This window comes from Pseudomonas sp. DTU12.3 (genome assembly GCF_004124275.1).
In the GTDB taxonomy this organism is placed as follows: Bacteria; Pseudomonadota; Gammaproteobacteria; order Pseudomonadales; family Pseudomonadaceae; genus Aquipseudomonas; species Aquipseudomonas helmanticensis.
Window position 1 is genome coordinate 6,054,103 of record NZ_CP027218.1, and the last position, 25,720, is coordinate 6,079,822.

25 protein-coding genes are annotated in these 25,720 nt (G+C 60.4%); 17 read left to right on the plus strand and 8 right to left on the minus strand.

The window, feature by feature from the left end:
- Positions 1 to 49: 49 nt before the first annotated feature.
- The 3 genes from ftsX to ftsY are packed head-to-tail and all read right to left on the minus strand — an operon-like array spanning position 50 to position 3,314.
- Positions 50 to 1,075 (minus strand): permease-like cell division protein FtsX, encoded by a 1,026-nt coding sequence (gene ftsX / locus C2E19_RS27915; RefSeq protein WP_129395911.1) that lies wholly within the window; start codon positions 1,073 to 1,075, stop codon positions 50 to 52.
- Entirely contained in the window at positions 1,072 to 1,743 is a 672-nt protein-coding gene (ftsE, locus tag C2E19_RS27920; protein WP_003229148.1) for a cell division ATP-binding protein FtsE, read from the minus strand. Before ftsE ends, ftsX begins: the two co-directional genes overlap by 4 nt.
- Positions 1,740 to 3,314, minus strand: a complete 1,575-nt coding sequence (gene ftsY, locus C2E19_RS27925; RefSeq protein ID WP_129395912.1) for a signal recognition particle-docking protein FtsY — start codon at positions 3,312 to 3,314, stop codon at positions 1,740 to 1,742. Before ftsY ends, ftsE begins: the two co-directional genes overlap by 4 nt.
- Here ftsY and C2E19_RS27930 point away from each other — a divergent pair.
- The 6 genes from C2E19_RS27930 to C2E19_RS27960 all read left to right on the plus strand — a co-directional run bounded on the left by C2E19_RS27930 (position 3,313) and on the right by C2E19_RS27960 (position 9,116).
- Complete coding sequence (locus C2E19_RS27930; RefSeq protein WP_025112092.1) at positions 3,313 to 3,507, plus strand: hypothetical protein; 195 nt, start codon at positions 3,313 to 3,315, stop codon at positions 3,505 to 3,507. The genes ftsY and C2E19_RS27930 overlap by 2 nt on opposite strands.
- Before the next feature lie 152 nt (positions 3,508 to 3,659).
- The gene (locus tag C2E19_RS27935) at positions 3,660 to 5,015 is read left to right on the plus strand and encodes a pitrilysin family protein (RefSeq protein ID WP_129395913.1); all 1,356 of its coding nucleotides are present in this window, start codon (positions 3,660 to 3,662) and stop codon (positions 5,013 to 5,015) included.
- Complete coding sequence (locus tag C2E19_RS27940) at positions 5,008 to 6,498, plus strand: pitrilysin family protein (protein WP_129395914.1); 1,491 nt, start codon at positions 5,008 to 5,010, stop codon at positions 6,496 to 6,498. Before C2E19_RS27935 ends, C2E19_RS27940 begins: the two co-directional genes overlap by 8 nt.
- Positions 6,498 to 7,112 (plus strand): 16S rRNA (guanine(966)-N(2))-methyltransferase RsmD, encoded by a 615-nt coding sequence (gene rsmD / locus C2E19_RS27945; protein ID WP_129395915.1) that lies wholly within the window; start codon positions 6,498 to 6,500, stop codon positions 7,110 to 7,112. Before C2E19_RS27940 ends, rsmD begins: the two co-directional genes overlap by 1 nt.
- Before the next feature lie 181 nt (positions 7,113 to 7,293).
- Entirely contained in the window at positions 7,294 to 8,289 is a 996-nt protein-coding gene (locus C2E19_RS27955) for a hydrolase (protein ID WP_129395917.1), read from the plus strand.
- The gene (locus C2E19_RS27960) at positions 8,286 to 9,116 is read left to right on the plus strand and encodes an AraC family transcriptional regulator (protein ID WP_129396184.1); all 831 of its coding nucleotides are present in this window, start codon (positions 8,286 to 8,288) and stop codon (positions 9,114 to 9,116) included. The genes C2E19_RS27955 and C2E19_RS27960 overlap by 4 nt, the downstream gene beginning before the upstream one ends.
- A gap of 76 nt (positions 9,117 to 9,192) precedes the next feature.
- On the opposite strand, the gene C2E19_RS27965 is transcribed toward C2E19_RS27960, so the two are convergent.
- Both C2E19_RS27965 and C2E19_RS27970 read right to left on the minus strand, forming a co-directional pair.
- Entirely contained in the window at positions 9,193 to 10,047 is an 855-nt protein-coding gene (locus C2E19_RS27965) for a sulfurtransferase (protein ID WP_129395918.1), read from the minus strand.
- 32 nt (positions 10,048 to 10,079) lie between these two features.
- Positions 10,080 to 10,751, minus strand: a complete 672-nt coding sequence (locus tag C2E19_RS27970) for a TetR/AcrR family transcriptional regulator (RefSeq protein WP_129395919.1) — start codon at positions 10,749 to 10,751, stop codon at positions 10,080 to 10,082.
- Between the two features lie 146 nt (positions 10,752 to 10,897).
- Between C2E19_RS27970 and C2E19_RS27975 the strand changes: the two genes are divergently transcribed.
- The 5 genes from C2E19_RS27975 to C2E19_RS27995 all read left to right on the plus strand — a co-directional run bounded on the left by C2E19_RS27975 (position 10,898) and on the right by C2E19_RS27995 (position 15,611).
- On the plus strand, positions 10,898 to 12,328 hold the full coding sequence (locus C2E19_RS27975) for a coniferyl aldehyde dehydrogenase (protein ID WP_129395920.1): 1,431 nt from the start codon (positions 10,898 to 10,900) through the stop codon (positions 12,326 to 12,328).
- A 29-nt stretch (positions 12,329 to 12,357) separates the two neighbouring features.
- On the plus strand, positions 12,358 to 12,903 hold the full coding sequence (locus tag C2E19_RS27980; RefSeq protein WP_129395921.1) for a twin-arginine translocation pathway signal protein: 546 nt from the start codon (positions 12,358 to 12,360) through the stop codon (positions 12,901 to 12,903).
- Between the two features lie 117 nt (positions 12,904 to 13,020).
- Positions 13,021 to 14,616, plus strand: a complete 1,596-nt coding sequence (locus tag C2E19_RS27985) for a GMC family oxidoreductase (RefSeq protein ID WP_129395922.1) — start codon at positions 13,021 to 13,023, stop codon at positions 14,614 to 14,616.
- A gap of 115 nt (positions 14,617 to 14,731) precedes the next feature.
- Positions 14,732 to 15,211, plus strand: coding sequence for a pantetheine-phosphate adenylyltransferase (coaD, locus tag C2E19_RS27990; protein ID WP_003229157.1), 480 nt, complete (start codon positions 14,732 to 14,734; stop codon positions 15,209 to 15,211).
- Positions 15,212 to 15,359: 148 nt separating this feature from the next.
- A complete protein-coding gene (locus tag C2E19_RS27995; protein WP_003213796.1) occupies positions 15,360 to 15,611 on the plus strand; it encodes a YfhL family 4Fe-4S dicluster ferredoxin in 252 nt (83 codons plus the stop codon).
- A gap of 124 nt (positions 15,612 to 15,735) precedes the next feature.
- Here the strand turns inward: C2E19_RS27995 and C2E19_RS28000 are convergent, their stop codons facing one another.
- From C2E19_RS28000 to C2E19_RS28010, 3 genes are all read right to left on the minus strand, one after another.
- Positions 15,736 to 16,059: a multidrug transporter gene (locus C2E19_RS28000; protein WP_129395923.1), complete on the minus strand. Its 324-nt coding sequence runs from the start codon at positions 16,057 to 16,059 to the stop codon at positions 15,736 to 15,738.
- A gap of 69 nt (positions 16,060 to 16,128) precedes the next feature.
- Entirely contained in the window at positions 16,129 to 16,941 is an 813-nt protein-coding gene (mutM, locus tag C2E19_RS28005) for a bifunctional DNA-formamidopyrimidine glycosylase/DNA-(apurinic or apyrimidinic site) lyase (protein WP_129395924.1), read from the minus strand.
- A gap of 12 nt (positions 16,942 to 16,953) precedes the next feature.
- Entirely contained in the window at positions 16,954 to 17,766 is an 813-nt protein-coding gene (locus C2E19_RS28010; protein ID WP_174823985.1) for an HDOD domain-containing protein, read from the minus strand.
- A gap of 227 nt (positions 17,767 to 17,993) precedes the next feature.
- On the opposite strand from C2E19_RS28010, the gene C2E19_RS28015 reads away from it, so the two are divergent.
- From C2E19_RS28015 to ilvD, 6 genes are all read left to right on the plus strand, one after another.
- The gene (locus C2E19_RS28015; protein WP_129395926.1) at positions 17,994 to 18,533 is read left to right on the plus strand and encodes a type 1 glutamine amidotransferase domain-containing protein; all 540 of its coding nucleotides are present in this window, start codon (positions 17,994 to 17,996) and stop codon (positions 18,531 to 18,533) included.
- 163 nt (positions 18,534 to 18,696) lie between these two features.
- Positions 18,697 to 19,893, plus strand: a complete 1,197-nt coding sequence (locus C2E19_RS28020) for a class I SAM-dependent rRNA methyltransferase (protein WP_064116292.1) — start codon at positions 18,697 to 18,699, stop codon at positions 19,891 to 19,893.
- Between the two features lie 444 nt (positions 19,894 to 20,337).
- Positions 20,338 to 21,411: a SagB family peptide dehydrogenase gene (locus C2E19_RS28025; RefSeq protein WP_129395927.1), complete on the plus strand. Its 1,074-nt coding sequence runs from the start codon at positions 20,338 to 20,340 to the stop codon at positions 21,409 to 21,411.
- Positions 21,408 to 22,385, plus strand: a complete 978-nt coding sequence (locus C2E19_RS28030) for a diiron oxygenase (RefSeq protein WP_129395928.1) — start codon at positions 21,408 to 21,410, stop codon at positions 22,383 to 22,385. Before C2E19_RS28025 ends, C2E19_RS28030 begins: the two co-directional genes overlap by 4 nt.
- Positions 22,378 to 23,610, plus strand: a complete 1,233-nt coding sequence (locus tag C2E19_RS28035; RefSeq protein WP_129395929.1) for an MFS transporter — start codon at positions 22,378 to 22,380, stop codon at positions 23,608 to 23,610. The genes C2E19_RS28030 and C2E19_RS28035 overlap by 8 nt, the downstream gene beginning before the upstream one ends.
- Positions 23,611 to 23,878: 268 nt before the next feature.
- The gene (ilvD, locus tag C2E19_RS28040) at positions 23,879 to 25,720 is read left to right on the plus strand and encodes a dihydroxy-acid dehydratase (RefSeq protein ID WP_129395930.1); all 1,842 of its coding nucleotides are present in this window, start codon (positions 23,879 to 23,881) and stop codon (positions 25,718 to 25,720) included.

Sequence of the window (25,720 nt, forward strand, 5' to 3'; positions counted from 1 at the left end):
TACAAGTTCCCAAAAAAACCGCAAGGCCAATCACGCGCAAAAAAAGATTCTACTTCGGCGCCAGCTCCCTGAGATGACGTGCGACTGCAATCCATGCACCGATATAACCCAACAGCACCGCGCCAAGCAAGAGTGACAGACCGTCGGCAACTGGCACTCCGGCCAGAGCGAAATCACTGCCGTACAAGCCGGCCAGCCCAACCACTGCATCGTTCAGCCAGTTCAAGCCAAATGCCAACAGACCCCAGGACAGTAGCCCCGCACCGAAGCCATACAACGCGCCCATATAAAGGAAAGGACGCCGCACATAGCTGTCAGTGCCGCCGACGAGTTTAATCACTTCTATCTCGGTGCGGCGGTTTTCAATATGAAGACGAATGGTATTGCCTATCACCAAAAGTAATGCAGAAACCAGCAACACCGTCAGACCGAATACAAAACGATCGCCAAGCTTGAGGATGGCGGCCAGACGCTCGACCCAGACTAGATCAAGTTGCGCTTGTTGTACCTTCGGCAGCTCGGAAAGTTTTTGTCTTAATGCTTCCAGCGTCGGCTTGTCGACTTCGTTCGGGGTGACCAGCACCACGCCCGGCAACGGGTTCTCCGGCAGCTCGCGCAGGGCTTCGCCCAGGCCTGACTGTTGCTGGAACTCTTCCAGCGCCTGATCGCGGCCGACGTATTCAGCGTCAGCTACGCCGGGCATGCCTTTGATCTGCTCGCGCAACGCTTCACCCTGCTGCGGGCTGGCGTCGAGTTGCAGGTACAGCGAGATCTGCGCCGCACGCTGCCAGGAGCCGCCGAGGCGCTCGACATTGTTGAGCAGCAGCGACAAGCCCATCGGCAGGCTCAGCGCCACCGCCATCACCATGCAGGTGAAGAAGCTGCCGATCGGCTGTTTGCCGAGACGACGCAGGCTGTCGAGCAGGCTGGCGCGATGGCTTTCGACCCAGGCGCGGAACAGCGTGGCGAAGTCCGGGCCGTCGTCATCGTCGTGTTTTTTCTTCTTCGGTGGCTGCGGATCGGCGGCTTTCGGGGCCACGCGCTCGGAAACCTTCGGACTGCGTGTCGCACTCATACGCCGGCCTCCCCGTCGCCGATCAAGCGGCCACGTTGCAGGGTCAGCATGCGATGGCGCATGCGCGCGATCAGTGCGAGGTCGTGACTGGCGATCAGCACGCTAGTGCCCAGCCGGTTGATGTCTTCGAACACGCCCATGATCTCGGCCGCCAGACGCGGGTCGAGGTTACCGGTCGGTTCGTCCGCCAGCAGCAAGGCCGGACGATGCACGATGGCACGGGCAATGCCAACGCGCTGTTGCTGACCGGTGGACAGGTCGCCGGGGTACAGATCGGTTTTATCCGACAGCGCCACACGCTCCAGCGCCGAATCGACGCGCTTGGCGATTTCGGCCTTGGACAGCCCGAGAATCTGCAGCGGCAACGCGACGTTGTTGAACACCGTGCGATCGAACAGCAACTGGTGGTTCTGGAACACCACGCCGATCTGCCGGCGCAGGAACGGGATCTGCGCGTTGCTGATGGTGCTCAGGTCTTGCCCGGCCAGCAGCAGTTTGCCGCTGGTCGGACGTTCCATCGCCAGCAGCAGGCGCAACAAGGTGGATTTACCGGCACCGGAGTGACCGGTGACAAACAAGAATTCGCCACGACGGACTCGAAAGCTCAGCTCATGCAAGCCGACGTGACCGTTCGGGTAGCGTTTACCGACCTGTTCGAAACGAATCATGAACGCTCCCGCTCGGCAAACAGTGCCTGGACAAAGGGTTCGGCTTCAAAGGTACGCAAATCGTCGATGCCTTCACCGACGCCGATGTAGCGGATCGGCAGGCCGAATTGCTTGGCCAGGGCGAAGATCACCCCGCCCTTGGCCGTGCCGTCGAGCTTGGTCAGCGCCAGGCCGGTCAGTTCGACGGTCTGGTTGAATTGCTTGGCCTGGTTGATGGCGTTCTGGCCAGTACCGGCGTCGAGCACCAGCAGCACTTCGTGCGGTGCGTCGGCGTCGAGCTTGCCGATCACCCGGCGAACCTTTTTCAGCTCTTCCATCAGGTTGTCTTTGGTGTGCAGACGACCGGCGGTGTCGGCGATCAACACGTCGATGCCACGGGCCTTGGCGGCCTGCACGGCGTCGAAGATCACCGAAGCCGAGTCGGCGCCAGTGTGCTGGGCAATCACCGGGATCTTGTTGCGCTCACCCCAGACCTGCAATTGCTCCACGGCGGCGGCGCGGAAGGTGTCACCGGCGGCGAGCATGACTTTCTTGCCTTCCAGTTGCAGCTTCTTCGCCAGTTTGCCGATGGTGGTGGTCTTGCCAGCGCCGTTGACGCCAACCACCAGAATCACGAATGGCTTGTTCTGCGAGACGATTTTCAGCGGTTGTTCGACCGGTTTGAGCATCGCGGCCAGTTCGGCTTGCAGGGATTTGTACAGGGCGTCGGCGTCGGCCAGTTCTTTGCGGGCGACCTTCTGGGTCAGGCGCTGGATGATCTGCGTGGTGGCTTCGACACCGACGTCGGCGGTGAGCAGACGGGTTTCGAGGTCATCAAGCAGATCGTCGTCGATGGTTTTGCGGCCGAGGAACAGGCTGGCCATGCCCTCGCCGATGCTGGCGCTGGTTTTCGACAGGCCTTGCTTGAGGCGGGCGAAGAAACCGGCTTTGGTTTCTTCGGTGCGCGGGGCTTCGACGGGCGCTTCAGCGAGCACTTCGACCGGCACAACTGGCGCAGCGGCGACAGGTGCAGGTGCAGGTGCAGGTGCAGGTGCAGGCTCGGGCTGTTGAATGACCGGGGCAACAGGGGCGACAACTACTGGAGCAACAGGCTCGGGAACGATAGTTTCAGCGACTACAGGTTCTGCAATAACAGGTGCTGCAGCAGCCGGCGCAGGCTCAACAATCGGCTCAACTACACCTGCAACTGCCGGAGCGACTTCGGCCACAAACGCAGGCGCAGGAATCACTGGCGTGATGTGCGGCGCAGCCTCTTCAACCAATGCCACCGGCTCTTCGGCCACCGGCAATGTCAGCCACGGCGCGGCCGCCGGAGTCAGCGGCAATTCAGCCGCCACAGGCACTTCAGGCGCAGGCTCGGGCTCAACCGGTTGCAACACCGGCTCGGCAATCGGCAGCACAATCGGTGCCGGCTCTTCTTCTAATACCGGAGCAGGTGCCGGCGCAGGCTCGGGAATCGCGGGCGGCTGTTCGACGACGGGTTCCTGCGGTTTCTTACGCAGCCATCCGAACAGGCTTTTCTTCTCGCCAGCCGCAGCTGGGGTCTTCTTGTCGTCGTTGGAACCAAACATGGAGGACGGCTATCTCACGGTAGCGACGCGCCATAAGGGCGCCCCGGCAAATAAATATTCGATGCAGAACAGACTGTGTTTCATCCAGCTTGTTCACGCGCAACATTTTGTCGAGGCGCCACAGGCACCTCAAAGGTCGATTAATACGAAGGACTGGAACGGCATCGTCGGCGAAAACGCAGAGTTTAGCTGACAAACTCAAAGCTTCTGCCGGGAACCCATACAACCTATCTACCGATCAGTGGCTTGATAGGCGTGGCCGCCAGTAAAACGGATCAGTATCCTAGCACCTCCTCGCCCGCCTAGGCTAAGACCAAGCGGGCAGCCCAACAGGTTAAAAAACGAATGAATGCTCTAGCCCGCCGCGCCGCAGGCCTGCTGCTCAGCACAGTCTGCCTGCCCCTTTCGGCCCTGGCGGCCGACCCACAACCGACTCACGAATTTACCCTCGACAACGGCCTCAAGGTCGTCGTGCGCGAAGACCATCGCGCGCCGGTGGTGGTCTCGCAGGTCTGGTACAAGGTCGGTTCCAGCTACGAAACCCCGGGCCAGACCGGTCTGTCTCACGCGCTTGAGCACATGATGTTCAAGGGCAGCGAGAAAGTCGGCCCCGGCGAAGCGTCGCTGATCCTGCGCGATCTGGGCGCCGAAGAGAACGCCTTCACCAGCGACGACTTCACCGCTTATTACCAGGTGCTGGCCCGCGACCGTCTGGGCGTAGCCTTCGAGCTGGAAGCCGATCGAATGGCCAATCTGCGCCTGCCGGCTGACGAGTTCGCCAAGGAAATCGAAGTCATCAAGGAAGAGCGCCGCTTGCGCACTGATGACAAGCCGATGTCCAAAGCCTTCGAGCGCTACAAGGCCATGGCCTACCCGGCCAGCGGCTACCACACGCCGACCATCGGCTGGATGGCTGACCTCGACCGCATGAAGGTCGAAGAGCTTCGCCACTGGTACCAATCCTGGTACGTGCCGAACAACGCCACGTTGGTAGTAGTCGGCGACGTCACCCCGGACGAAGTGAAAACCCTCGCCCAACGCTACTTCGGCCCGATCGCCAAGCGCGACGTGCCACCGGCGAAAAAACCGCTGGAACTGGCCGAGCCCGGCGAACGCCAGATCACCCTGCACGTACAGACACAACTGCCTAGCCTGATGCTCGGTTTCAACGTGCCAAGCATCGCCACCGCTGAAGACAAGCGCTCGGTCAACGCCTTGCGCCTGATCTCGGCTTTGCTCGACGGCGGCTACAGCGGTCGCATACCGACGCAACTGGAGCGCGGCGAAGAACTGGTCTCCGGCGGCTCCTCGAACTACGACGCCTACACCCGTGGCGACAGCCTGTTCACCCTGTCGGCAACGCCGAACACGCAGAAGAAAAAGACCATGGCGCAAGCCGAAACAGGTCTGTGGAAACTGCTGGAACAGCTGAAAACCACCGCGCCGTCCGCTGAAGAACTGGAACGCGTGCGTGCGCAAGTGATCGCCGGCCTGGTCTTCGAACGTGATTCGATCACCAGCCAGGCCACGGCGATTGGCCAACTGGAAACCGTCGGCCTGTCGTGGAAACTGATGGACACCGAACTCGCCGATCTGGAAAGCGTGACCCCGCAAGACATCCAGAACGCCGCCAAGCTGTATTTCACCCGCGAACGTCTCAGCGTCGCCCACGTCCTGCCACTGGAGACGACTCATGAGTGAGCGCAAAACCCCTCGTTTGATGCTGCTCGGCCTGATCGCCATTGCGGTGATCGGCTCGACTGCTTTCTATTTGTCGCCAAGCGCTGACAGCAAGGCCAGCGAAGCCCTCGACAACGCCAAAACCCAGCAGAAGCTGCAATCGCTGGCCGAACTCGACGGCAAGGCCCCGGCCAGCCGCAAGCTCGATGTGCAAACCTGGAGCACCGCCGAGGGCGCCAAGGTGCTGTTCGTCGAAGCCCATGAACTGCCGATGTTCGACATGCGCCTGATTTTCGCCGCCGGCAGCAGCCAGGACGGCAGCGCGTCGGGTCTGGCAGTGCTGACCAACGCGATGCTCAACGAAGGTGTCGCCGGCAAAGACGTCGGCGCCATCGCGCAGGGTTTTGAAGGTCTGGGTGCGGATTTCGGCAACGGTGCTTTCAAGGACATGGCGCTGGCTTCGCTGCGCAGCCTGAGTGCTGCCGATAAACGTGAGCCGGCGCTGAAGCTGTTCTCGGAAGTAGTCGGCAAACCGACCTTCCCGGCCGACTCGTTCGCGCGCATCAAGAACCAGATGCTCGCCGGTTTCGAATACCAGAAACAGAACCCCGGCAAACTCGCCAGCCTCGAGCTGATGAAGCGTCTGTACGGCGATCACCCGTACGCGCATTCGAGCGACGGCAATCCGCAAAGCGTGCCGAAGATTACCCTCGCGCAATTGCGTGAGTTCCACGCCAAGGCCTACGCCGCTGGCAACGTGGTGATTGCGCTGGTCGGTGATCTGTCTCGCGCAGAAGCCGAGGCGATTGCCAATCAGGTCTCATCTGCGCTGCCGAAGGGTCCGGCGCTGGCGAAGATCGCGCAACCGCAGGAACCGCAAGCCAGCGTCAATCACATCGAGTTTCCGTCGAAGCAGACCAACCTGCTGCTCGCGCAACTGGGCATCGACCGTGACGATCCGGATTACGCCGCGCTGTCGATGGGCAACCAGATCCTCGGTGGCGGTGGTTTCGGCACACGCCTGATGAGTGAAGTGCGCGAGAAACGCGGCCTGACTTACGGCGTGTATTCGGGTTTCAGCCCGATGCAGGCGCGCGGCCCGTTCATGATCAATCTGCAGACCCGCGCAGAAATGAGCGAAGGCACCCTGAAACTGGTGCAAGACGTGCTCGCCGACTACCTGAAAACCGGCCCTACGCAGAAAGAACTCGACGACGCCAAACGCGAGCTCGCCGGCAGCTTCCCGCTGTCCACCGCGAGCAATGCCGATATCGTCGGCCAACTCGGCGCGATGGGCTTCTATAATCTGCCGCTGAGCTACCTGGATGATTTCATGCGTCAGTCGCAAAGCCTGACCGTGGAACAAGTCCGCGACGCCCTGAACAAACACCTGAGCACGGACAAAATGGTCATCGTCACCGCTGGCCCGACCGTGCCGCAAAAGCCGTTACCGGCCCCATCTGATAAACCTGCCGAGCAACCGCTCGGGGTTCCGGAGCATTAATGGCAACTCGTTCCCCTAAAAAGCCTGCGCATAACGTCCACAACGGTGTGAACCAGTTACGCATCATTGGCGGCCAATGGCGCAGCCGCAAGCTGAGCTTCCCCGATGCACCGGGCCTGCGCCCGACGCCGGATCGCGTGCGTGAAACCCTGTTCAACTGGCTCGCGCCGTACGTTGAAGGGGCCAAGGTACTTGATCCGTTCGCCGGCAGCGGCGCGCTGTTTCTCGAAGCGCTGTCCCGTGGCGCGGCCATGGGCCAGGCGCTGGATGCCAGCAACATCGCGGTGTCCAGCCTGAAAGAACACCTCGGCACGCTGCGCTGCACCAACGGCCAGGTGCAAACTGCTGACGCCCTGCGTTATCTGGAAACCCAGACCGCCAGCGCGTACGACCTGGTGTTCCTCGACCCGCCGTTCAACCAGAACCTGCTGCCGGTGGTTTGCGCTCTGCTGGAAGAACGTCAATGGCTGGCGCCCGAGTCGTGGATCTACACTGAAAGCGAAACCGCGCCGTCGACGCTGGGCCTGCCGGGCAACTGGCGCCTGCACCGCGAGCAGAAATCCGGGCGGGTTTATTACGCCCTGTGGCAACGTACGGCGGAAATCGCCGCCTGACCCAAGGCAAGCAAAAACCTGTGGCGAGGGAACTTGCTCCCGCTGGGCTGCGTAGCAGTCCCCAAAAGGGCCGCTCCGCGCCCCGGCGGGAGCAAGCTCCCTTGCCACAATGAGCCTGTGTACTCTGGAAATTGACTATCAGCGGTGTGGGCCTCATCACATCGCTGCATCGAGAACCATCGTGTCCGCCTCTTCAGAACGTTTCATCCCCGCCTTCGGCCTCGGCAATCCGCACCTGCAAACCTTGTGGGGCCCGCTGTGGCGCAAAACCGTGCATATCCAGCGTGAGCGCGAGCGCCTGTGGCTTGAGGATGGCGACTTCCTCGATCTCGACTGGCACGGCCCGCACACCGCCGATGCGCCGTTGGTGCTGGTGTTACACGGGCTGACCGGCTCTTCCAACTCGCCTTACGTCGCTGGCGTGCAAAAAGCCTTGGCCGACCAAGGCTGGGCCAGCGTCGCGCTGAACTGGCGCGGCTGCTCCGGCGAACCCAACCTGTTACCGCGCAGCTACCACTCCGGCGCCAGCGAAGACCTCGCCGAAACCATCAAGCACCTGCGCGCGAAACGCCCGTTGGCGCCGTTGTACGCCGTCGGTTATTCCCTCGGCGGCAATGTGCTGCTCAAGCATCTGGGCGAAACCGGTAGCGCCAGTGGCGTGCTCGGTGCAGTCGCGGTGTCGGTGCCGTTTCGGCTCGATCAATGCGCCGACCGGATCGGCCAGGGATTTTCCAAGGTCTATCAGGCGCACTTCATGCGCGAGATGGTCGCCTACATCAAGAACAAGCAACGGCAGTTCCAGCATGACGGACGTGAGGACGGGCTCGCAGCACTGGCAGCCCTCGGCTCGCTGGAAAACATGCGCACGTTCTGGGATTTCGATGGCCGGGTGACAGCGCCGCTGCATGGTTTCAACGATGCCGAGGATTATTACCGTCGCGCATCGAGCCGCTACTTCCTCGGCGAGATCCGCACGCCGACCCTGATCATTCAGGCGGCGGACGATCCGTTCGTGTTCCCGCACAGCTTGCCCCAGGCTGAAGAACTGTCGGCCTCGACCGCATTTGAATTGCAGCCTCGCGGCGGCCACGTCGGATTTGTCGACGGCTCAGTGCGCCAGCCCGGCTACTACCTCGAACGCCGTATCCCGCAATGGCTGGCCAGCGTGTCCGCATGAGCGATCAGGGCGAGTCGATCCGATTCTGGCAAACCGCGCCACTGGCCGGTGTCGAATTGTTGTCGGCACGCTACATTGAGCATCGCTTCGCCCCGCATGTGCACGACGGTTTTGTGATCGGCATGATCATGGCCGGCGCCCAGCGCTACCGTTATCGCGGCGCCGAGCATCTGGCCGGCAGCGGCACGCTGGTGCTGATCAATCCGGACGAATTGCACACCGGGCACAAAGGCACTGAGGATGGCTGGCTGTACCGGGCGTTTTATCCGGAGACCGGCAAGATTGTTTCACTGCTGGATGAGCTGGAACTGTCCACCAGCAATCTGCCAGCGTTCGGCGCCACGCTGTACCGCGACCCGGATCTGGTCAGCGGCTTTGCACAACTGCACCGCTTGCTCGAAAGCCCGGCCAGTGCGCTGCAACAACAAACGGTCTGGCGCGAGATGATGTTGTTGCTGTTGCAGCGTCACGCGGCGGTACGAGAAATCGGCAACCCCGGCAAGGAGCACCGCGCGGTACTGATCGCCAAGGACCTGCTGCATACGCACCTGGCAGCGCCGCCGTCGCTGGAAGAATTGGCCGCAGCGGTCAATCTGTCGCCGTTCCATTTCGCCCGGGTGTTCCGCCGCGCGACCGGCATGCCGCCGCACACCTGGCTAATGCAGCAACGCATCGCCCAGGCACGGGCGCTGCTGCAGCACGGCTGCCTGCCGGTGGAGGTCGCCACGCAATTGGGTTTTGCCGATCAGAGCCATTTGAGCCGACAGTTCAAGCAGGCTTATGGCGTCGGACCCGCCGCCTACCGCAGTGCCCGTCTGGAAAGCTGAAAGATCGCAGCCTGCGGCAGCTCCTACACGAAACGCATTCCATGTAGGAGCTGCCGCAGGCTGCGATCTTTCGCTCTTATTCGCCGGTGGCAATACCGCGCGAAGGCTCATTGATCCACTCACTCCACGACCCCGCATACAAAGAACCCAACGGATACCCCGCCAGGCACAACGCAAACAGGTTATGACACGCCGTCACCCCGGAGCCGCAATACGCCACCAGATCGGACGGCGAACGCCCACCCAGTTTCGCCGCAAAGCGTTGTTTGAGCTGATCGGCCGGAAGGAATCGCCCGTCGCTGCCAAGGTTGTCGGTGAATGCCGCGCACTGCGCCCCGGGAATATGCCCGGCCACCGGATCAATCGGCTCCACTTCCCCTTTGAAGCGCGGCAAGGCGCGGGCGTCGATCAGCGTCAGCGTCGGCTGGCCGAGGCGCTGTTGCAATTGCTCGGCGCTGAGCAGCAAAGCTTTATCTGGCTGACCACTGAAGTTGCCACGCGCAACCGTCGGCGCATCCAGACTCAGCGGCAAACCCGCCGCGTGCCAGGCCTTGAGCCCGCCATCGAGGATGAACACTCCGTCTCGCTTGCCCAGCCATGCCAGCAACCACCACGCCCGCGCCGCATAGGCGCCCGGGCCGTCGTCATACAGAACCACTTCGCTGTCATGGTTGATGCCCCAGGCTTGCAGGCGCTCGATCAATGCTGCCGGTTCGGGCAGCGGATGACGACCCGACACGCCTTTGACCACGTTGCCGCTGAGGTCACGCTCAAGGTCGGCGAAGTTAGCCCCGGCAATGTGCCCTTCGGCGTAGCTGCGCTGGCCGTAATCCGGATCTTCGAGGGCAAAACGACAATCGAGAATCAGCAACCTGGGCTGTTCCTTGCGGGCATCCAGTGCTTGCGGGCTGATCAACTGCGCAATCGGCATAACGGGCTCCTGTGGGATTTCAACAGAACGGTTTATTTCACGTCTTCGAGGGCCTGGGCCAGGGGGACATAGAACTCGTCGAACAGGGCGTTGACCTGGTCGCGCGCCTCATCGGTGACAAACCCGGCTTCGAGCACCAACACCTGATACACGCCGCGTTTAACGGCTTGCTCGCTGAGGTGGTTGGAATTTTCACGGGTGGTGCAGAGGAAACGCACCCACGAGGTCAGGATGATCCAGGCGTTGAGCGTCAGGGATTCAATCTGCACACGGTCCATCTTGAGGATTCCGGCGGCAACAAAGCCTTCGTAGATCGCGGCGCCCTGAATCACGCAGCGCTGCGAGAAGCGCCGATAACGCGCGGCCAGTTCCGGATCGCTGTCGAGCAGATGTTCAAGGTCGCGGTGCAGAAAACGGTAACCCCACATCGCCGAGAGCAGTTCCTTGAGATAGAAACGCTTGTCTTCAACCGTCGCGGCACGCCCCTGCGGCGGGCGCAGGAAGCTGTCTACCAAGGCCTCGTACTCACTGAACAGCACGGCGATGATCGCCTGCTTGTTGGGGAAGTGGTAGTACAGGTTGCCCGGAGAAATCTCCATGTGCGCGGCGATGTGGTTGGTGCTGATGCTGCGCTCGCCCTGTTGATTGAACAGCTCGAGGCTGTTCTGCACGATGCGCTCGCTGGTTTTTATTCGTGGGGCCATGGCTTGAGCTTTAATTCAGAGTGCGATGAGGGGCATCTTACGACCTATCCGGAAATGGATAAAACAAAGCTGCGCACGGAAGTCATTTGACTTTATAGAGCATAGACTCTAAAAAGTTCATCACTACAATAAATCCGGAGCCTACGATGACTGCCGATATTGCCTACCTGCAAACGCTGCAACAGCCACTGGAAGAGCTCAATCGGCAGTTCAAAGCGCAACGGGCTGCTTACGCCGTCAACCCGATGCCTCCTGCGGCCCAGCGCCAGCAATGGCTGAAGGCTTTGCGCGATGTGCTGAGCAACGAGCGCCAGGCCCTGATCGACGCCATCAGCGCGGATTTCAGCCATCGCAGCGCCGACGAAACCCTGCTCGCCGAACTGATGCCGAGCCTGCACGGCATTCATTACGCCAGCCGCCACCTCAAAGGCTGGATGAAGGCCTCGCGGCGCAAGGTTGGCGTCGCGTTCCAGCCGGCTTCGGCGAAAGTCGTGTATCAGCCGCTGGGCGTAGTCGGCGTCATCGTCCCGTGGAATTACCCGTTGTATCTGGCTGTCGGGCCGCTGGTCGGCGCATTGGCGGCGGGCAACCGGGTAATGCTCAAGCTCAGTGAATCGACGCCGGCCACCGGCCTGCTGCTCAAGGAATTGCTGGCAAAAATCTTCCCCGAAGATCTGGTCTGCGTAGTGCTCGGCGAGGCCGACATCGGCGTGGCGTTTTCCCGCTTGCCGTTCGATCACTTGTTGTTCACCGGCTCCACCAGTGTCGGCAAACATGTGATGCGCGCCGCAGCGGAAAACCTCACGCCGGTGACCCTCGAACTGGGCGGCAAATCCCCGGCCATCGTCTCCCGCGACGTGCCATTGAAGGATGCCGCCGAGCGCATCGCCTTCGGCAAAACCCTCAATGCCGGGCAAACCTGTGTCGCCCCCGATTACGTATTGGTGCCGGAAGACCGCGTCGGCGGCTTCGTCGAAGCCTATCGCCAGGCCGTGCAGAGTTTCTATCCAACCCTTGCCGACAACCCGGACTACACGGCAATCATCAACGAGCGCCAATTGGCTCGACTCAATGGCTACATCAGCGATGCGACCAGCAAAGGCGCGCTGCTGATTCCGCTGTTCGATCAAGGTCAGGGCCGGCGCATGCCGCACAGCGTGCTGCTGAATGTCAGCGACGAGATGACGGTGATGCAGGACGAAATCTTCGGCCCGTTGCTGCCGATCGTGCCGTACCAGGATCTGGAGCAGGCATTTGCCTACATCAATCAGCGGCCAAGGCCTCTGGCTCTTTACTACTTCGGCTACGACAAACGCGAACAGAACCGCGTGCTGCACCAAACCCACTCCGGCGGCGTGTGCCTGAACGACACGCTGCTGCACGTGGCGCAGGACGACATGCCGTTCGGTGGCATCGGCCCGTCCGGTATGGGCCATTACCACGGGCACGAAGGCTTCCTGACATTCAGCAAGGCCAAAGGCGTGCTGATCAAACAACGCTTCAACGCAGCCAAACTGATTTATCCGCCTTACGGCAAATCCATTCAGAAGCTGATCCAGAAGCTGTTCATTCGCTAGATATCTGTCACTGACGGGTTATAAAAACAATGCACCCAAGCCTGACCGAAACACCTGCCCTGTCGCGCCGTGGCCTGCTGAAATTCAGCCTCGGCGCCACGGCATTTCTCGCCACCGCCGGCCTCGGCGCCAGCCTCAGTGGCTGCTCATCCAGCGTCGCGGCCAATGGCTTCGTCTCGTTGCGCGACGGCGATCTGCTGTTTCTGCGCGCACTGATTCCGGTGATGCTCGACGGCGCCGTCGCCGCCGAGAAAATGCCGGCGGCGGTGGATGGCACGCTCAAGTCGCTGGACTACAGTCTCGATCACCTGTCGCCGGAGATGCTCAAGCTCACCCGCCAATTGTTCGACGTGCTAGCTATGGCCGTGACGCGCGGGCCGCTGACCGGGATCTGGGGCAGTTGGGAAAACGCCAGTGCCGAGGCAATGCGCAACTTCCTCGATCGCTGGGAAAACAGCTCGTTGAGTTTGTTGAAAATGGGGCATAGCTCACTGCAGCAAATGGTGCTGATGGCCTGGTACACACGCGCGGAATCGTGGGGGCATTGCGGCTATCCGGGCCCACCTACCGTCTGAAATCAGCGCGCGCCTTTCGCGAGCAAGCCCGCTCCCACATTTTGAAATGCCTTCCCCTGTGGGAGCGGGCCTGGCGAAGGGGCCCGCAAAAACAACAAAAACAAGAGAACCTGACCGATGCCCGTACCCGACCCCTTCCGCGAAGGCCTCGCCCGAGGCTGGAAAACCTACAACGGCGCGCAACTGACCGACGACCTGACGCTTGAAGCCGATGTCGCCATCATCGGCAGCGGCGCCGGCGGTGGCACTACCGCCGAAATCCTCAGCGCCGCCGGCTTCAAGGTCCTGCTGATCGAAGAAGGCCCGCTGAAAACCAGCTCCGATTTCAAGATGCTCGAAGACCAGGCCTACAGCAGCCTTTATCAGGAAGGCATCGGCCGCATGAGCAAGGACGGCGCGATCACCATCCTGCAGGGCCGCGCGGTTGGCGGCACGACGTTGATCAACTGGACATCGAGCTTTCGCACGCCCGAGCCGACGCTCGAGCACTGGGCCAAAGAACACAACGTCAAAGGTCACAGCGTCGCCGAGATGGCGCCATGGTTCGAGAAAATGGAACAGCGCCTCGGCGTCGCCCCATGGATGGTGCCGCCGAACGCCAACAACGACGTGATCCGAAAGGGCTGCGAGCAACTCGGCTACAGCTGGCACGTGATCCCGCGCAACGTGCGCGGCTGCTGGAACCTCGGCTATTGCGGCATGGGCTGCCCGACCAATGCCAAGCAGTCGATGATGGTGACGACCATTCCGGCCACCCTGGAAAAGGGCGGCGAACTGCTTTATCTGGCACGTGTGGAAAAACTGCTGATCAGCGGCGACAAGGTTTCCGGCCTGCATTGCGTGGCGATGGATGAACGCTGCGTCGAAACTACCGGGCGCACCATTACCGTCAAGGCGCGGCATTACGTGCTGGCCGGCGGCGGCATCAACAGCCCGGCGCTGCTGCTGCGTTCCGACGCACCGGACCCGCATAAAAACCTTGGCAAACGCACCTTTCTGCACCCGGTGAACATGTCCGCGGCGCGATTTGATGAGGTGGTCAATCCGTTTTACGGCGCGCCGCAGTCAATCTACTCGGACCATTTCCAGTGGAAGGACGGCACCACCGGGCCAATGGCGTTCAAACTCGAAGTACCGCCGCTGCATCCTGCGCTGGCGGCGACTTTGCTTGGCGGTTTTGGCCAGGAGAGCGCGCAACACATGGGCGACCTGCCGCACACCCACGCGATGCTGGCGTTGCTGCGAGACGGTTTCCACCCGGACAGCAGCGGTGGCGCGGTCGAGTTGCGCGGCGACGGTTCGCCGGTGCTCGACTATCAAGTGTCTTCTTACGCCTGGGAGGGTCTGCGTCGGGCCTTTCACGTCATGGCCGAGATCCAGTTTGCCGGCGGCGCGCAAGCGGTGATGCCGATGCATGCTGACGCCCGTTATGTGAAAACCTTGGCTGAGGCCCGCACGCTGATCGATGGTCTGAGCCTCGAGTTGTACCGCACGCGGCTCGGCAGCGCCCACGTCATGGGTGGCTGTGCGATGGGCGAAGAGCCGAAAACCGCGGTCACCGACAGCCTCGGCCGTCATCATCAACTGAGTAATCTGTCGATTCATGACGGCTCGCTGTTTCCCACCAGCATCGGCGCCAACCCGCAGCTGTCGGTGTACGGCCTGACCGCACAACTGGCGACGGCCCTCGTCGAGAGGCTGAAAACCCCGTGAAAACCGTTAATATTCTCATCGTCTATAGTGCTTTCTTACGCAAAAGGCGACTTGGCCGACCGGGACGGCTGCGATACCATCCGACTCCCCAACGGACTCCCGCCAGGACGACGCGATGAACCGAGTGTTGTACCCAGGTACCTTCGACCCTATTACCAAGGGCCATGGCGATCTGGTCGAACGCGCCTCGCGCCTGTTCGATCACGTGATCATTGCGGTCGCCGCCAGCCCGAAGAAGAACCCGCTGTTCCCGCTGGAACAACGGGTCGAACTGGCTCGCGAGGTGACCAAACACCTGCCGAACGTGGAAGTGGTCGGTTTCTCGACGCTGCTCGCGCATTTTGCCAAAGAGCAGAATGCCAACGTGTTTTTGCGCGGTTTGCGCGCGGTGTCGGACTTCGAATACGAATTCCAGCTGGCCAACATGAACCGCCAGTTGGCGCCGGACGTCGAGAGCCTGTTTCTCACACCGTCCGAACGTTACTCGTTCATTTCTTCGACGCTGGTGCGGGAAATTGCCGCGCTGGGCGGCGATATCAGCAAATTCGTCCACCCCGCCGTGGCCGACGCCCTGACCCTACGCTTCAAAAAGTAGGAGCTGCCGCAGGCTGCGATCTTTTGATCTTAAAATGATCGCAGTCCAGTGCCCTTGATCGCACCCGCGTGCACTGCGCTCGCCAATGCGGCACAATTGCGCGCATTGATTTATAGCGCCCGGGCCTGCCGCCCCGGCTGGAGTTAGCATGTCCCTGATCATCACCGACGATTGCATCAACTGCGACGTCTGCGAACCCGAGTGCCCAAACGCCGCCATTTCCCAGGGCGAAGAGATCTACGTGATCGACCCGAACCTGTGCACCCAGTGCGTCGGCCACTACGACGAACCACAATGCCAGCAGGTCTGCCCGGTGGATTGCATTCCACTGGACGAGGCGCATCCGGAGACTGAAGAGCAGTTGATGGAAAAGTACCGCCTGATCACCGGCAAGGCCTGAATCTCAAGCGCCCGACCGACCCTCTTCGCGAGCAAGCCCGCTCCCACATTTGAAATGCATTCCAATGTGGGAGCGAGCCTGCTCGCGAAGAGGCCATCAGCACCACTGAAAATTCTGAATCAGCTCACTCGCGCTGCTCAAACCCCTCCCCAATACATCCCAGGCACCGCACAAACGCCGCCTTCGCCGGATCAACCACCAACGCCTGCCCCGCATCGCCAATCCCGCCACCCAGTGCGGTAAACGGCAATGACACGACAAACGCCGCCGTACCGATCACCGTTGCCACCACCAATAACGGTCGGGCAATCAGCAAATCGCCGATCATGGCGTAGGCCGGGGGATTCTGGATGGCATAACGAGGATCGCCGCTGCCGCCTTCCGTGGCCTGAACGGCCAGACTGGAACACAGCAACAGCGTCACCAAGAGAACTTGCAGGCATTTCATGGCACGATCCTTCGGGCTGAACAGTGAGACAACTCACTATAGACCGTAGGACTTTTTCAGCTTTTTGCCTCAGCTCTGGCAGCGCGGGCAGAACACACTGGCGCGCTGCCCCAGCTTCACTTCGCGCAGCCCGGTGCCGCAGACCTTGCAGTGTTCACCACCACGGCCATAGACGAACAGCTCTTGCTGGAAATAGCCTGGCTGCCCGTCGCCACCGATGAAATCACGCAACGTGGTACCGCCGCGCTCAATGGCAGCGGCAAGGATGCGTTTGATCTCAATGGCCAGCTTCAGATAACGCGCCCGGGAGATGCCTCCGGCCTCGCGACGCGGATCAATCCCGGCAGCGAACAGCGCTTCGGTCGCGTAGATATTGCCAACACCGACTACCACCGCGTTGTCCATGATGAACGGCTTCACCGCCATCGACCGCCCGCGCGACAGCTGGAATAAACGTTCGCCATCGAACAGATCGGTCAATGGCTCCGGCCCGAGACGAATCAGCAATTCGTGATTGAGCGGATCGGTACTCCACAACATCGCACCGAAACGTCGCGGATCGGTGTAGCGCAGCGCCAGACCCGATTCCAGTTCGATATCGACATGCTCATGCTTCAACGCCGGCAGCCCGACCTCGACCAGACGCAAATTGCCCGACATGCCCAAATGGCTGATCAGCGTGCCGACTTCGGCATTGATCAGCAGATACTTGGCCCGACGCTCGACCAACACGATGCGCTGCCCGGACAGACGCACATCGAGGTCTTCGGGGATCGGCCAGCGCAAGCGCCGATCGCGCACAATCACCCGGCTGACCCGCTGGCCTTCCAGATGCGGGGCTATGCCGCGGCGGGTGGTTTCGACTTCCGGCAATTCAGGCATGGTGTTCTCGAATCAATGCGCGCCGAGGTCGCGGATCGTTTGTTTGAGGGTTTCGAAGTCGTAATCCGACAGCCCTACGTAATCGAGTACCAGTGGCCCGACAGCGTTCCATTCAAAATCTTCGGTCTGATTGCCCAGCACTCGATAGGACGCGCAAATGTGCTCGGCCATCTTCAGGATCGCCAGCAGGTTTTTCAGCTGACTGTTGCGCGATGATTCATCGCTGAAAATCGCCAACGCATTGTGGTGATTGGCAATCGCGGCGCTGACGTGTTCCGGCAGACGCCAGGATTTGGCGGTGTAGTAACCGACTACCGCATGGTTGGTATTGAACTCGCTGTTTTCAGTGTCGACCACGCGACATTCAGCGCTGGCATTGGCGTAAGCCTTTTCCAGCACCGACATGTAATTGGGGAAACGCTGCAGCATCAACGGCACGCCGCAATCGTGGAACAGGCCCAAGGCATAAGCCTCGTCACCGGCCTGGGTACCGATGCGCTTGGCCAGGGTCAGGCAAGTCATCGCCACGTCCTGGGCCGTGTCCCAGAACCGGTTGAGGGTGACGATAGTGTCGTCGTTCATCTCGCCCTTGATCGACTGCGCATTGATCAGGTTGATGATCGAACGGCTGCCCAACAGGTTCACCGCACGCTGGATCGAGGTGATCTTGTTGCTCAAGCCGTAGTATGGCGAGTTGACGATTTTCAGCAGCGAGCCGGACAAGCCAGGATCCTGGGCGATCAGCTTGGCGATCACCTCCAGGTCCGGGTCGGGCATGTACTGCTCCATTTGCAGATCCACCATGATCTGCGGTTGCGCGGGCACACTGATGCCTTGCAGCGATTGTTGAATCTGTTCGGTGGTCAGCTCTTGGGACATAAGTACACACTCTGGGACAGGCGGCGATTCTAACCCCGGAAACTGCAGGGCGACACACCGATGGGCATATCGGAGGAACTTTCATTCAAGCCCAGGCTTCGGATTTTGTAAGGCGCAACGGCCAGTTTCTGTCCGCTGAGCCAGCAAATCCCCACAGACTCAGGAGCTTATCGATGGCCACCTCACTTAATGGCAAGCGCGTCGCTTTTTTGGTAACCGATGGTTTCGAACAGGTTGAATTGACAGGTCCCAAGCAGGCGCTGGAGCAGGCTGGCGCGCAGGTCGACATCCTCTCGTCCGAGGCCGGCAAGGTCAAAGGCTGGAACCACGACAAACCGGCCGACGACTTCAAGGTCGACCAGACTTTCCAGGCCGCCAGCATTGAACAGTACGACGCTGTGGTGCTGCCGGGCGGCGTGCAGAACTCCGATACCATTCGCATCGATCAGGATGCACAGCATCTGGTCAAGACCGGCGCGTCTGCCGGCAAGCCGATTGCAGTGATCTGCCATGGCAGTTGGTTGCTGATCTCGTCAGGGCTGGTCAACGGCAAAACCATGACCAGCTATAAAACCGTCAAGGATGATCTGGTGAACGCCGGCGCGCACTGGGTGGATAAGGAAGTGGTCAAGGATGGCAACCTGATCAGCAGCCGGCAGCCGGATGATATTCCGGCGTTCAGCAAAGCGCTGATCGATACACTGTCTGCCTAGCTTTCAAGGCTGTCTTCGCGAGCAAGCCCGCTCCCACATGGGAATGCATTTCAAATGTGGGAGCGGGCTTGCTCGCGAAGAGGCCGTCAGCGTTTCATCGCACGCCAAACCCGACACCACACTCAACACGCTATACTCCCGCTCTTTTTTCCGGAGCGACGTCATGTCCCTGCCAAGCCTGCGCCTCAAAGCCAATGCCGACCGTCGCCTGCGCAACGGCCACTTGTGGGTCTACAGCAACGAAATCGATGTAGCCGCCACCCCGTTGCACGGCTTCAAGGCCGGCGATCAGGCGATTCTCGAAGCCGCCGGCGGCAAGACCCTGGGCATCGTGGCGATGAGCCCGAACAACCTGATCTGCGCCCGTCTGGTGTCGCGCGACATCAAACTGCCGCTGGACAAATCCCTGCTGGTGCATCGCCTCAACGTCGCCTTGTCGCTGCGCGAGCGTCTGTTCGACAAGCCGTTCTATCGCCTGGTCTACGGTGATTCCGACCTGTTGCCAGGCCTGGTCGTCGACCGTTTCGGTGACATCCTCGTCGTGCAGATCGCTTCCGCGACCATGGAAGCACACAAGGATGACGTCATCGCAGCACTGACCCAAGTGCTCAAGCCAAGCGGCATTCTGTTCAAGAATGACTCCGCCGCGCGTGACGCAGAAGGCCTCAACCGCTACGTCGAAACCGTGTTCGGCCTCGTGCCGGAGTGGGTTGCGCTGGAAGAGAACGGCGTGAAGTTCGAAGCACCGGTCATCCAAGGCCAGAAAACCGGCTGGTTCTACGACCACCGCATGAACCGCGCACGCCTGGCGCCTTACGCCAAAGGCAAACGCGTCCTTGACCTCTATAGCTACATCGGTGGCTGGGGTGTGCAGGCAGCGGCATTCGGCGCCAGCGAAGTGTTCTGCGTCGACGCTTCGGCCTTCGCCCTCGACGGCGTCGAGCGTAACGCGGCACTGAACGGTTTCGCCGACAAGATGACCTGCATCGAAGGTGACGTCTTCGAAGCCTTGAAAGAGCTGAAAGCCAGCGAAGAGCGCTTCGACGTGATCGTTGCCGATCCTCCGGCGTTCATCAAACGCAAGAAGGACATGAAAAACGGCGAAGGCGCCTACCGCCGCCTGAACGAGCAAGCCATGCGCCTGCTCAACAAGGACGGCATTCTGGTCAGCGCTTCGTGCTCGATGCACCTGCCGGAAGACGACCTGCAGAACATCCTGCTGACCAGCGCCCGTCACCTGGATCGCAACATCCAGATGCTCGAGCGCGGCGGTCAGGGCCCGGATCACCCGGTGCACCCGGCCATCGCCGAAACCCGCTATATCAAGAGCATCACCTGCCGTCTGCTGCCTAACAGCTGATCGGCCTGAAAGCGCGGAGCCCACGGGCTCCCCGCTTGCCTTCAGGCGGTGCAATGCCGTCGACAGTACCCTTCAGACTTTCAACTCCTACAAATAACTTCCTGTGACCTTGCAGGAAATTTCCGCGCATCTTAAATCCAACGATATATAACTTACAAAGTTTGCGTCTTGACGCGATGACTCCGACAACATTACTGGATTTTTCCTACTTAATATCTGCTTGCCAATAATCAATTACAAACTATGATTAAGTTGTCACCACGAGGTGGCATCAATCTTGATGAACAAGGAGTTCACACTATGAAAGCAATTACTCTGGAAACCAACAAAATCGCAAACCTGGCTTTTCTCGTTGCACCTAAAGCCCGATAAGTAAGTCAGGACGCCGGGGAGTGCCGGCACCCCAGCGTCCTTCCGACACTATTCCAGAGCGAAGCGTTGATCATGCACATCAATCCGTACCTATTCATATTGCCGCGCACACCCGGACTGATAGTCTGGAACTACAAAGACCACGTTCAACACGAACTTGATCTTGGCTACGCAACTCGCCTTGCCAAACTTATATCAAACCCGAACGCATTTGATAACTTCAACATAATAGACACGCAACTTCTGAATGCAGGAATACTGACCACTTCAAAAATAGACAGCCCAACATGGGGATGGGATGAACTGTCGAAGATTTACCATATCGGTACGCAAAATATCCCTTGCGAACACCCCCCACAGAATATCCAGGAGTGGTCCAGTCAATACCTGAGCCATTGCAACGAAGTACTGAGCAAACCCTGTCCCGAAGATGAACGCCCTACGCTGGCCGCCGATCAACGCATCGCGTTGCCCGCTCCCGGCGTGCTGACCGATACCCGACTCGGCAGCGTACTGTTGCAGCGTAAAACCTGCCGATCCTATACCGGTGAAGCGATCACTCTGAATGACCTCGCCACCCTGCTCTACCTTTCCCTGGGCTTTCTGCACGAACGTGAACATGACCGCGACGACAACATTGCCCACGGTCTCGATGCACGTCGCAGCAGTCCTTCGGGCGGTGGCCTGAATGCCTGTGAGGGTTTTGTCCTGGCACAGAACGTCAGCGGTCTTGAGCCCGGCATCTACGCCTATCACCCTGCGGAACACTGCCTGAGCCTGATCAACCCGCTGCCTGAAGCGGCGCTGGGTCATCTGCTCGGCGGTCAGCATTTCATCAACAACCTGCCGCTGGGACTGTTCATCACCGCACGATTCGACAAGCTCTGGTGGAAATACGAACACTCGCGCGCCTACCGCATGGCGTTCGTCGAAGCGGGTCACCTCTCGCAATCGTTTCAATTGGTTGCCACTGCACTGGGCTTTGGCACCTGGCTGACCGGCGCCTTTGCTGATGAGCAGGTCGAGACACTGCTGAGGATTGCCGGCAGCGCGGAACAACCACTGTTCTTCGTCGGCTGCGGCGCCAGTGATGGTCAGGCCATGTGTGAGGAAATCCAGGCTCTGTTGCAGGAGGCCAGCACATGAGTGCGTTGACCAGCGATCCATTGGAGGCACCTGCTTCCTGGGCACTGCGCTTCACCCTTGGCGACTGGAACAACCGCGCCTCGGTACGCACCAGCCAGCACGACTTCCTGTTGCCGGAAGACGTTGAACAACAACTGGAGACCCGCCACTGGTTTCCGCCGGCATTTCTGCCATACCTGGCGCATCCGGCCATTCAGGCTGCGGGCGCCGCTGTCCGGCACCGGTTGGCAGCCAACCATCTGGTGCACTTTCTCGACTACACCACGCTGCTCGAACACCGCATCGTCAACCGCGCCGTCGAAACCATCATCCACGGTGAGTTGCCGGCCCACATTCCCGCGCGGATGAAAAATGCTGCCCTGCAGCTATATACCGATGAGGGCTACCACGCACTGTTCTCCAACCGACTCGCCGAACAGATAGCCAGCCGGTATGCCATCGTCGATCGCCCGGTGATGCCGTTGCGCATCAGCCGATTGAATTCCCTGATCGCCCGCACACCTCAAGGCAACCGCCCATTGGCCTGGTTTCTGCTTGGCTTCGTCTCGGAAACCATCATTGCCCGAGAGCTGCTGAATGCCTGTCGTGACAGCCTGGTCTCCAGCGTGAGTGACATGCTGCGCGACCATCTCGCCGACGAGGCGCGCCACAGCCGCTACTTCGCCGAAGTGTTCCATTACTTGTGGCTGACGCTGAACAGCCGTCAACGCACCTTCAGCGCCAAACTGCTGCTGGAGGTCATCGGCCTGTTCTTCGAAGTCGACCAACGCTGGTTGCAACAAAGCCTGCGCGGCGCCGGTATCGCCGAAAGCACTATCAGGAAAATAGTCGACGGTCTGGCCGATGCACACGCCAGCCGGCAACGCGCCAAAACGGGGGCGACGGCAACACTCGACGCACTGAAAAACGCCGGATTCTTTGCACTTCCCGACAACCAGAAACTTTTCGCCAAGGCAGGACTGATCGATGGATGAAGGAAAATCTGCGGCAAGCGTCCGCCAACAACGCGCTGCCGTAAGCCTGCTGATGGCGATGGTGCTGCTGGGGGTTTTTCCGCTGGATGTTCTGCTGCCTTCCTTTCCGGCACTGGCCGAACATTTCCGCAATACGCCAACTGACATCGCACTGTCGATCAGTCTGTTCGCCATGGGCATCGCCTTTGCGCAGTTGCTGATCGGGCCGTTATCGGACGTGATCGGGCGCAAGGGCCTGCTGCTTGCCGGCATGACGATCTCGATGCTCGGCGCCCTCGGTTGCGTACTCACCGCTGATTACACACTGTTCCTGATATTCCGGGTCATGCAGGCGTTGGGCTGTGGCTGCTTCGTACTGTCTCAGGCGCTGGTCCAGGATCTGTTCGAAGGTGAACAACGTGATCGCCTGCGAATCCTGATGGTGACCGCCACGGGAGTTTTCATTTCGCTGTCACCTTTAGCCGGCACCTTCCTGCAAGCCACCCTCGGCTGGCGCGGCAGCTTCTGGGTGTTCATCGCCCTGGCAGGCGTGGTGCTGATCAAAGCCTGGCTGTTTCTGGACGGCAGTCGCCCGCTTCACAATGGCCCACACCCGGGCTTCGTTCAGTCCTATCGACGGGTATTGGGGGATGTCGAGTTCGTCAGCTATTGGCTCATATCGGCGTTCGCTTTTGCCTGCCATTTCTCGTTCATCGTGATCTCGCCACTGATCTTCATGGACCGCCTGCAACTCGCGCCCTATGACTTTTCGCTGATCCTGCTGATCTACGGCGCCGCCTATATCGTTGGCGGCATTGTTGCCACGGTCCTGAGCCGCAGGATTTCGCCCGGTCAGCAAATCACTGTGGGCCTGAGACTGATTCTGCTGTCGGGACTGGCGATGCTTTATCTGTCGTCGAACTTTGCGCTGGCGCCTGCCACCGTACTGATCCCGATGCTGATCTGTACCGCCGGCACCACCATTGCGCGCCCGGCCGCCACTTCTGGCGCCATGCGTCTGTTCCCGGAAATCGCCGGGACCTCGGCTTCGGCGGGCAGCACGATCATCTTTATCTGTGGCGGATTGATCAGCGCGTTGATCAGCCTGAGTCCGGCCAACCTGCAAGCGACGCTGGGTTACAGTTTTGTTCTGTTGAGCAGCGTTGCGCTGGTACTCAACAGCTGGATCCGGCGGCGTGCCACGATCTCCGGCGCCGAGGCCATGACCCAAGCCGGCAGCGAATAAACCTGCCGGTCGTCATCCCGCACGCTTCGTCGGCACTGCAACAACGCTTTGCGCCATTCCCTCCAGACGCCAGCGGTGTAGAATCGGCTGATTCATCGCCATTCATCCCCCGGCGGGTTTATGAGCTCGGGCTGAGACCAGCGGCGATCCCGCAACGTCATCGGCAACTTCCGGACACCCGGTCATTTTCTGAGTGTTCCAGACGTCAATAGAAGCTCACTCCCCTTTTGCACCTGATTAGTAAGTGATTAGCCGCCCGGAGTGCTCCATGCCAGATTATCGTTCGAAAACATCCACCCACGGCCGCAACATGGCCGGCGCCCGCGCATTGTGGCGCGCCACCGGGATGAAAGATGACGACTTCAAAAAGCCGATCATCGCCATTGCCAACTCGTTCACCCAGTTCGTACCGGGCCACGTGCACCTTAAAGACCTGGGCCAACTGGTCGCCCGTGAAATCGAACGCGCCGGCGGTGTAGCGAAAGAATTCAACACCATCGCCGTGGATGACGGCATCGCCATGGGTCACGACGGCATGCTCTATTCGCTGCCGAGCCGCGAGATCATCGCCGACTCCGTCGAGTACATGGTCAACGCCCACTGCGCCGACGCCATCGTCTGCATCTCCAACTGCGACAAGATCACCCCGGGCATGTTGATGGCTGCCTTGCGCCTGAACATTCCGGTGATCTTCGTTTCCGGCGGCCCGATGGAAGCCGGCAAGACCAAACTCGCCTCACACGGCCTCGACCTCGTCGATGCCATGGTGATTGCTGCCGACGAAAGCGCTTCTGACGAGAAAGTCGCCGAGTACGAGCGTAGCGCCTGCCCGACCTGCGGTTCGTGCTCCGGCATGTTCACCGCCAACTCGATGAACTGCCTGACCGAAGCACTGGGTCTGGCATTGCCGGGCAACGGTTCGACCCTCGCCACCCACAGTGATCGCGAACAATTGTTCCTGCAGGCCGGCCGCACCATCGTCGAGCTGTGCAAGCGTTACTACGGCGAGAACGACGAGTCGGTATTGCCGCGCAACATCGCCAACTTCAAGGCGTTCGAGAACGCGATGATGCTCGACATCGCCATGGGCGGTTCGACCAACACCATCCTGCACTTGCTCGCGGCCGCCCAGGAAGCCGAAATCGATTTCGACCTGCGCGACATCGACCGTCTTTCGCGCACCGTTCCACAGCTGTGCAAAGTCGCGCCGAACATCCAGAAGTACCACATGGAAGACGTGCACCGCGCTGGCGGCATCTTCAGCATTCTCGGTTCGCTGGCCCGTGGCGGTCTGCTGCACACCGACCTGCCGACCGTGCACAGCCGCAGCATGGAAGAAGCCATCGCCAAATGGGACATCACCCAGACCGACGATGAAGCTGTGCATCACTTCTTCAAGGCCGGTCCTGCCGGTATCCCGACGCAGACCGCGTTCAGCCAGTCGACCCGCTGGGAAACCCTCGATGACGACCGTGAGAACGGTTGCATCCGCAGCTTTGAACACGCCTATTCGCAAGAAGGTGGCCTGGCCGTGCTGTACGGCAACATCGCCCTCGACGGCTGTGTGGTGAAAACCGCCGGCGTCGACGAGTCGATCCACGTCTTCGAAGGCAACGCGAAGATCTTCGAAAGCCAGGACAGCGCCGTGCGCGGCATCCTCGCAGACGAAGTGAAGGCTGGCGACATCGTCATCATTCGCTACGAAGGCCCGAAAGGCGGCCCGGGCATGCAGGAAATGCTCTACCCGACTTCGTACCTGAAATCCAAAGGTCTGGGCAAAGCTTGCGCCTTGCTCACCGACGGTCGTTTCTCCGGCGGCACCTCCGGGCTGTCCATCGGTCACGCTTCGCCAGAAGCTGCGGCCGGCGGCGCGATCGGCCTGGTGCAGGACGGTGACAAAGTGCTGATCGACATCCCGAACCGCTCGATCAACCTGCTGGTCAGCGACGAAGAACTGGCCGCACGCCGCGCCGAACAGGACAAGAAAGGCTGGAAACCGGTCGAGATCCGTCCACGCAAAGTGACCACCGCCCTCAAGGCCTACGCCCTGCTGGCGACCAGCGCCGACAAAGGTGCTGTGCGTAACAAGGCGATGCTTGACGGGCTGTAA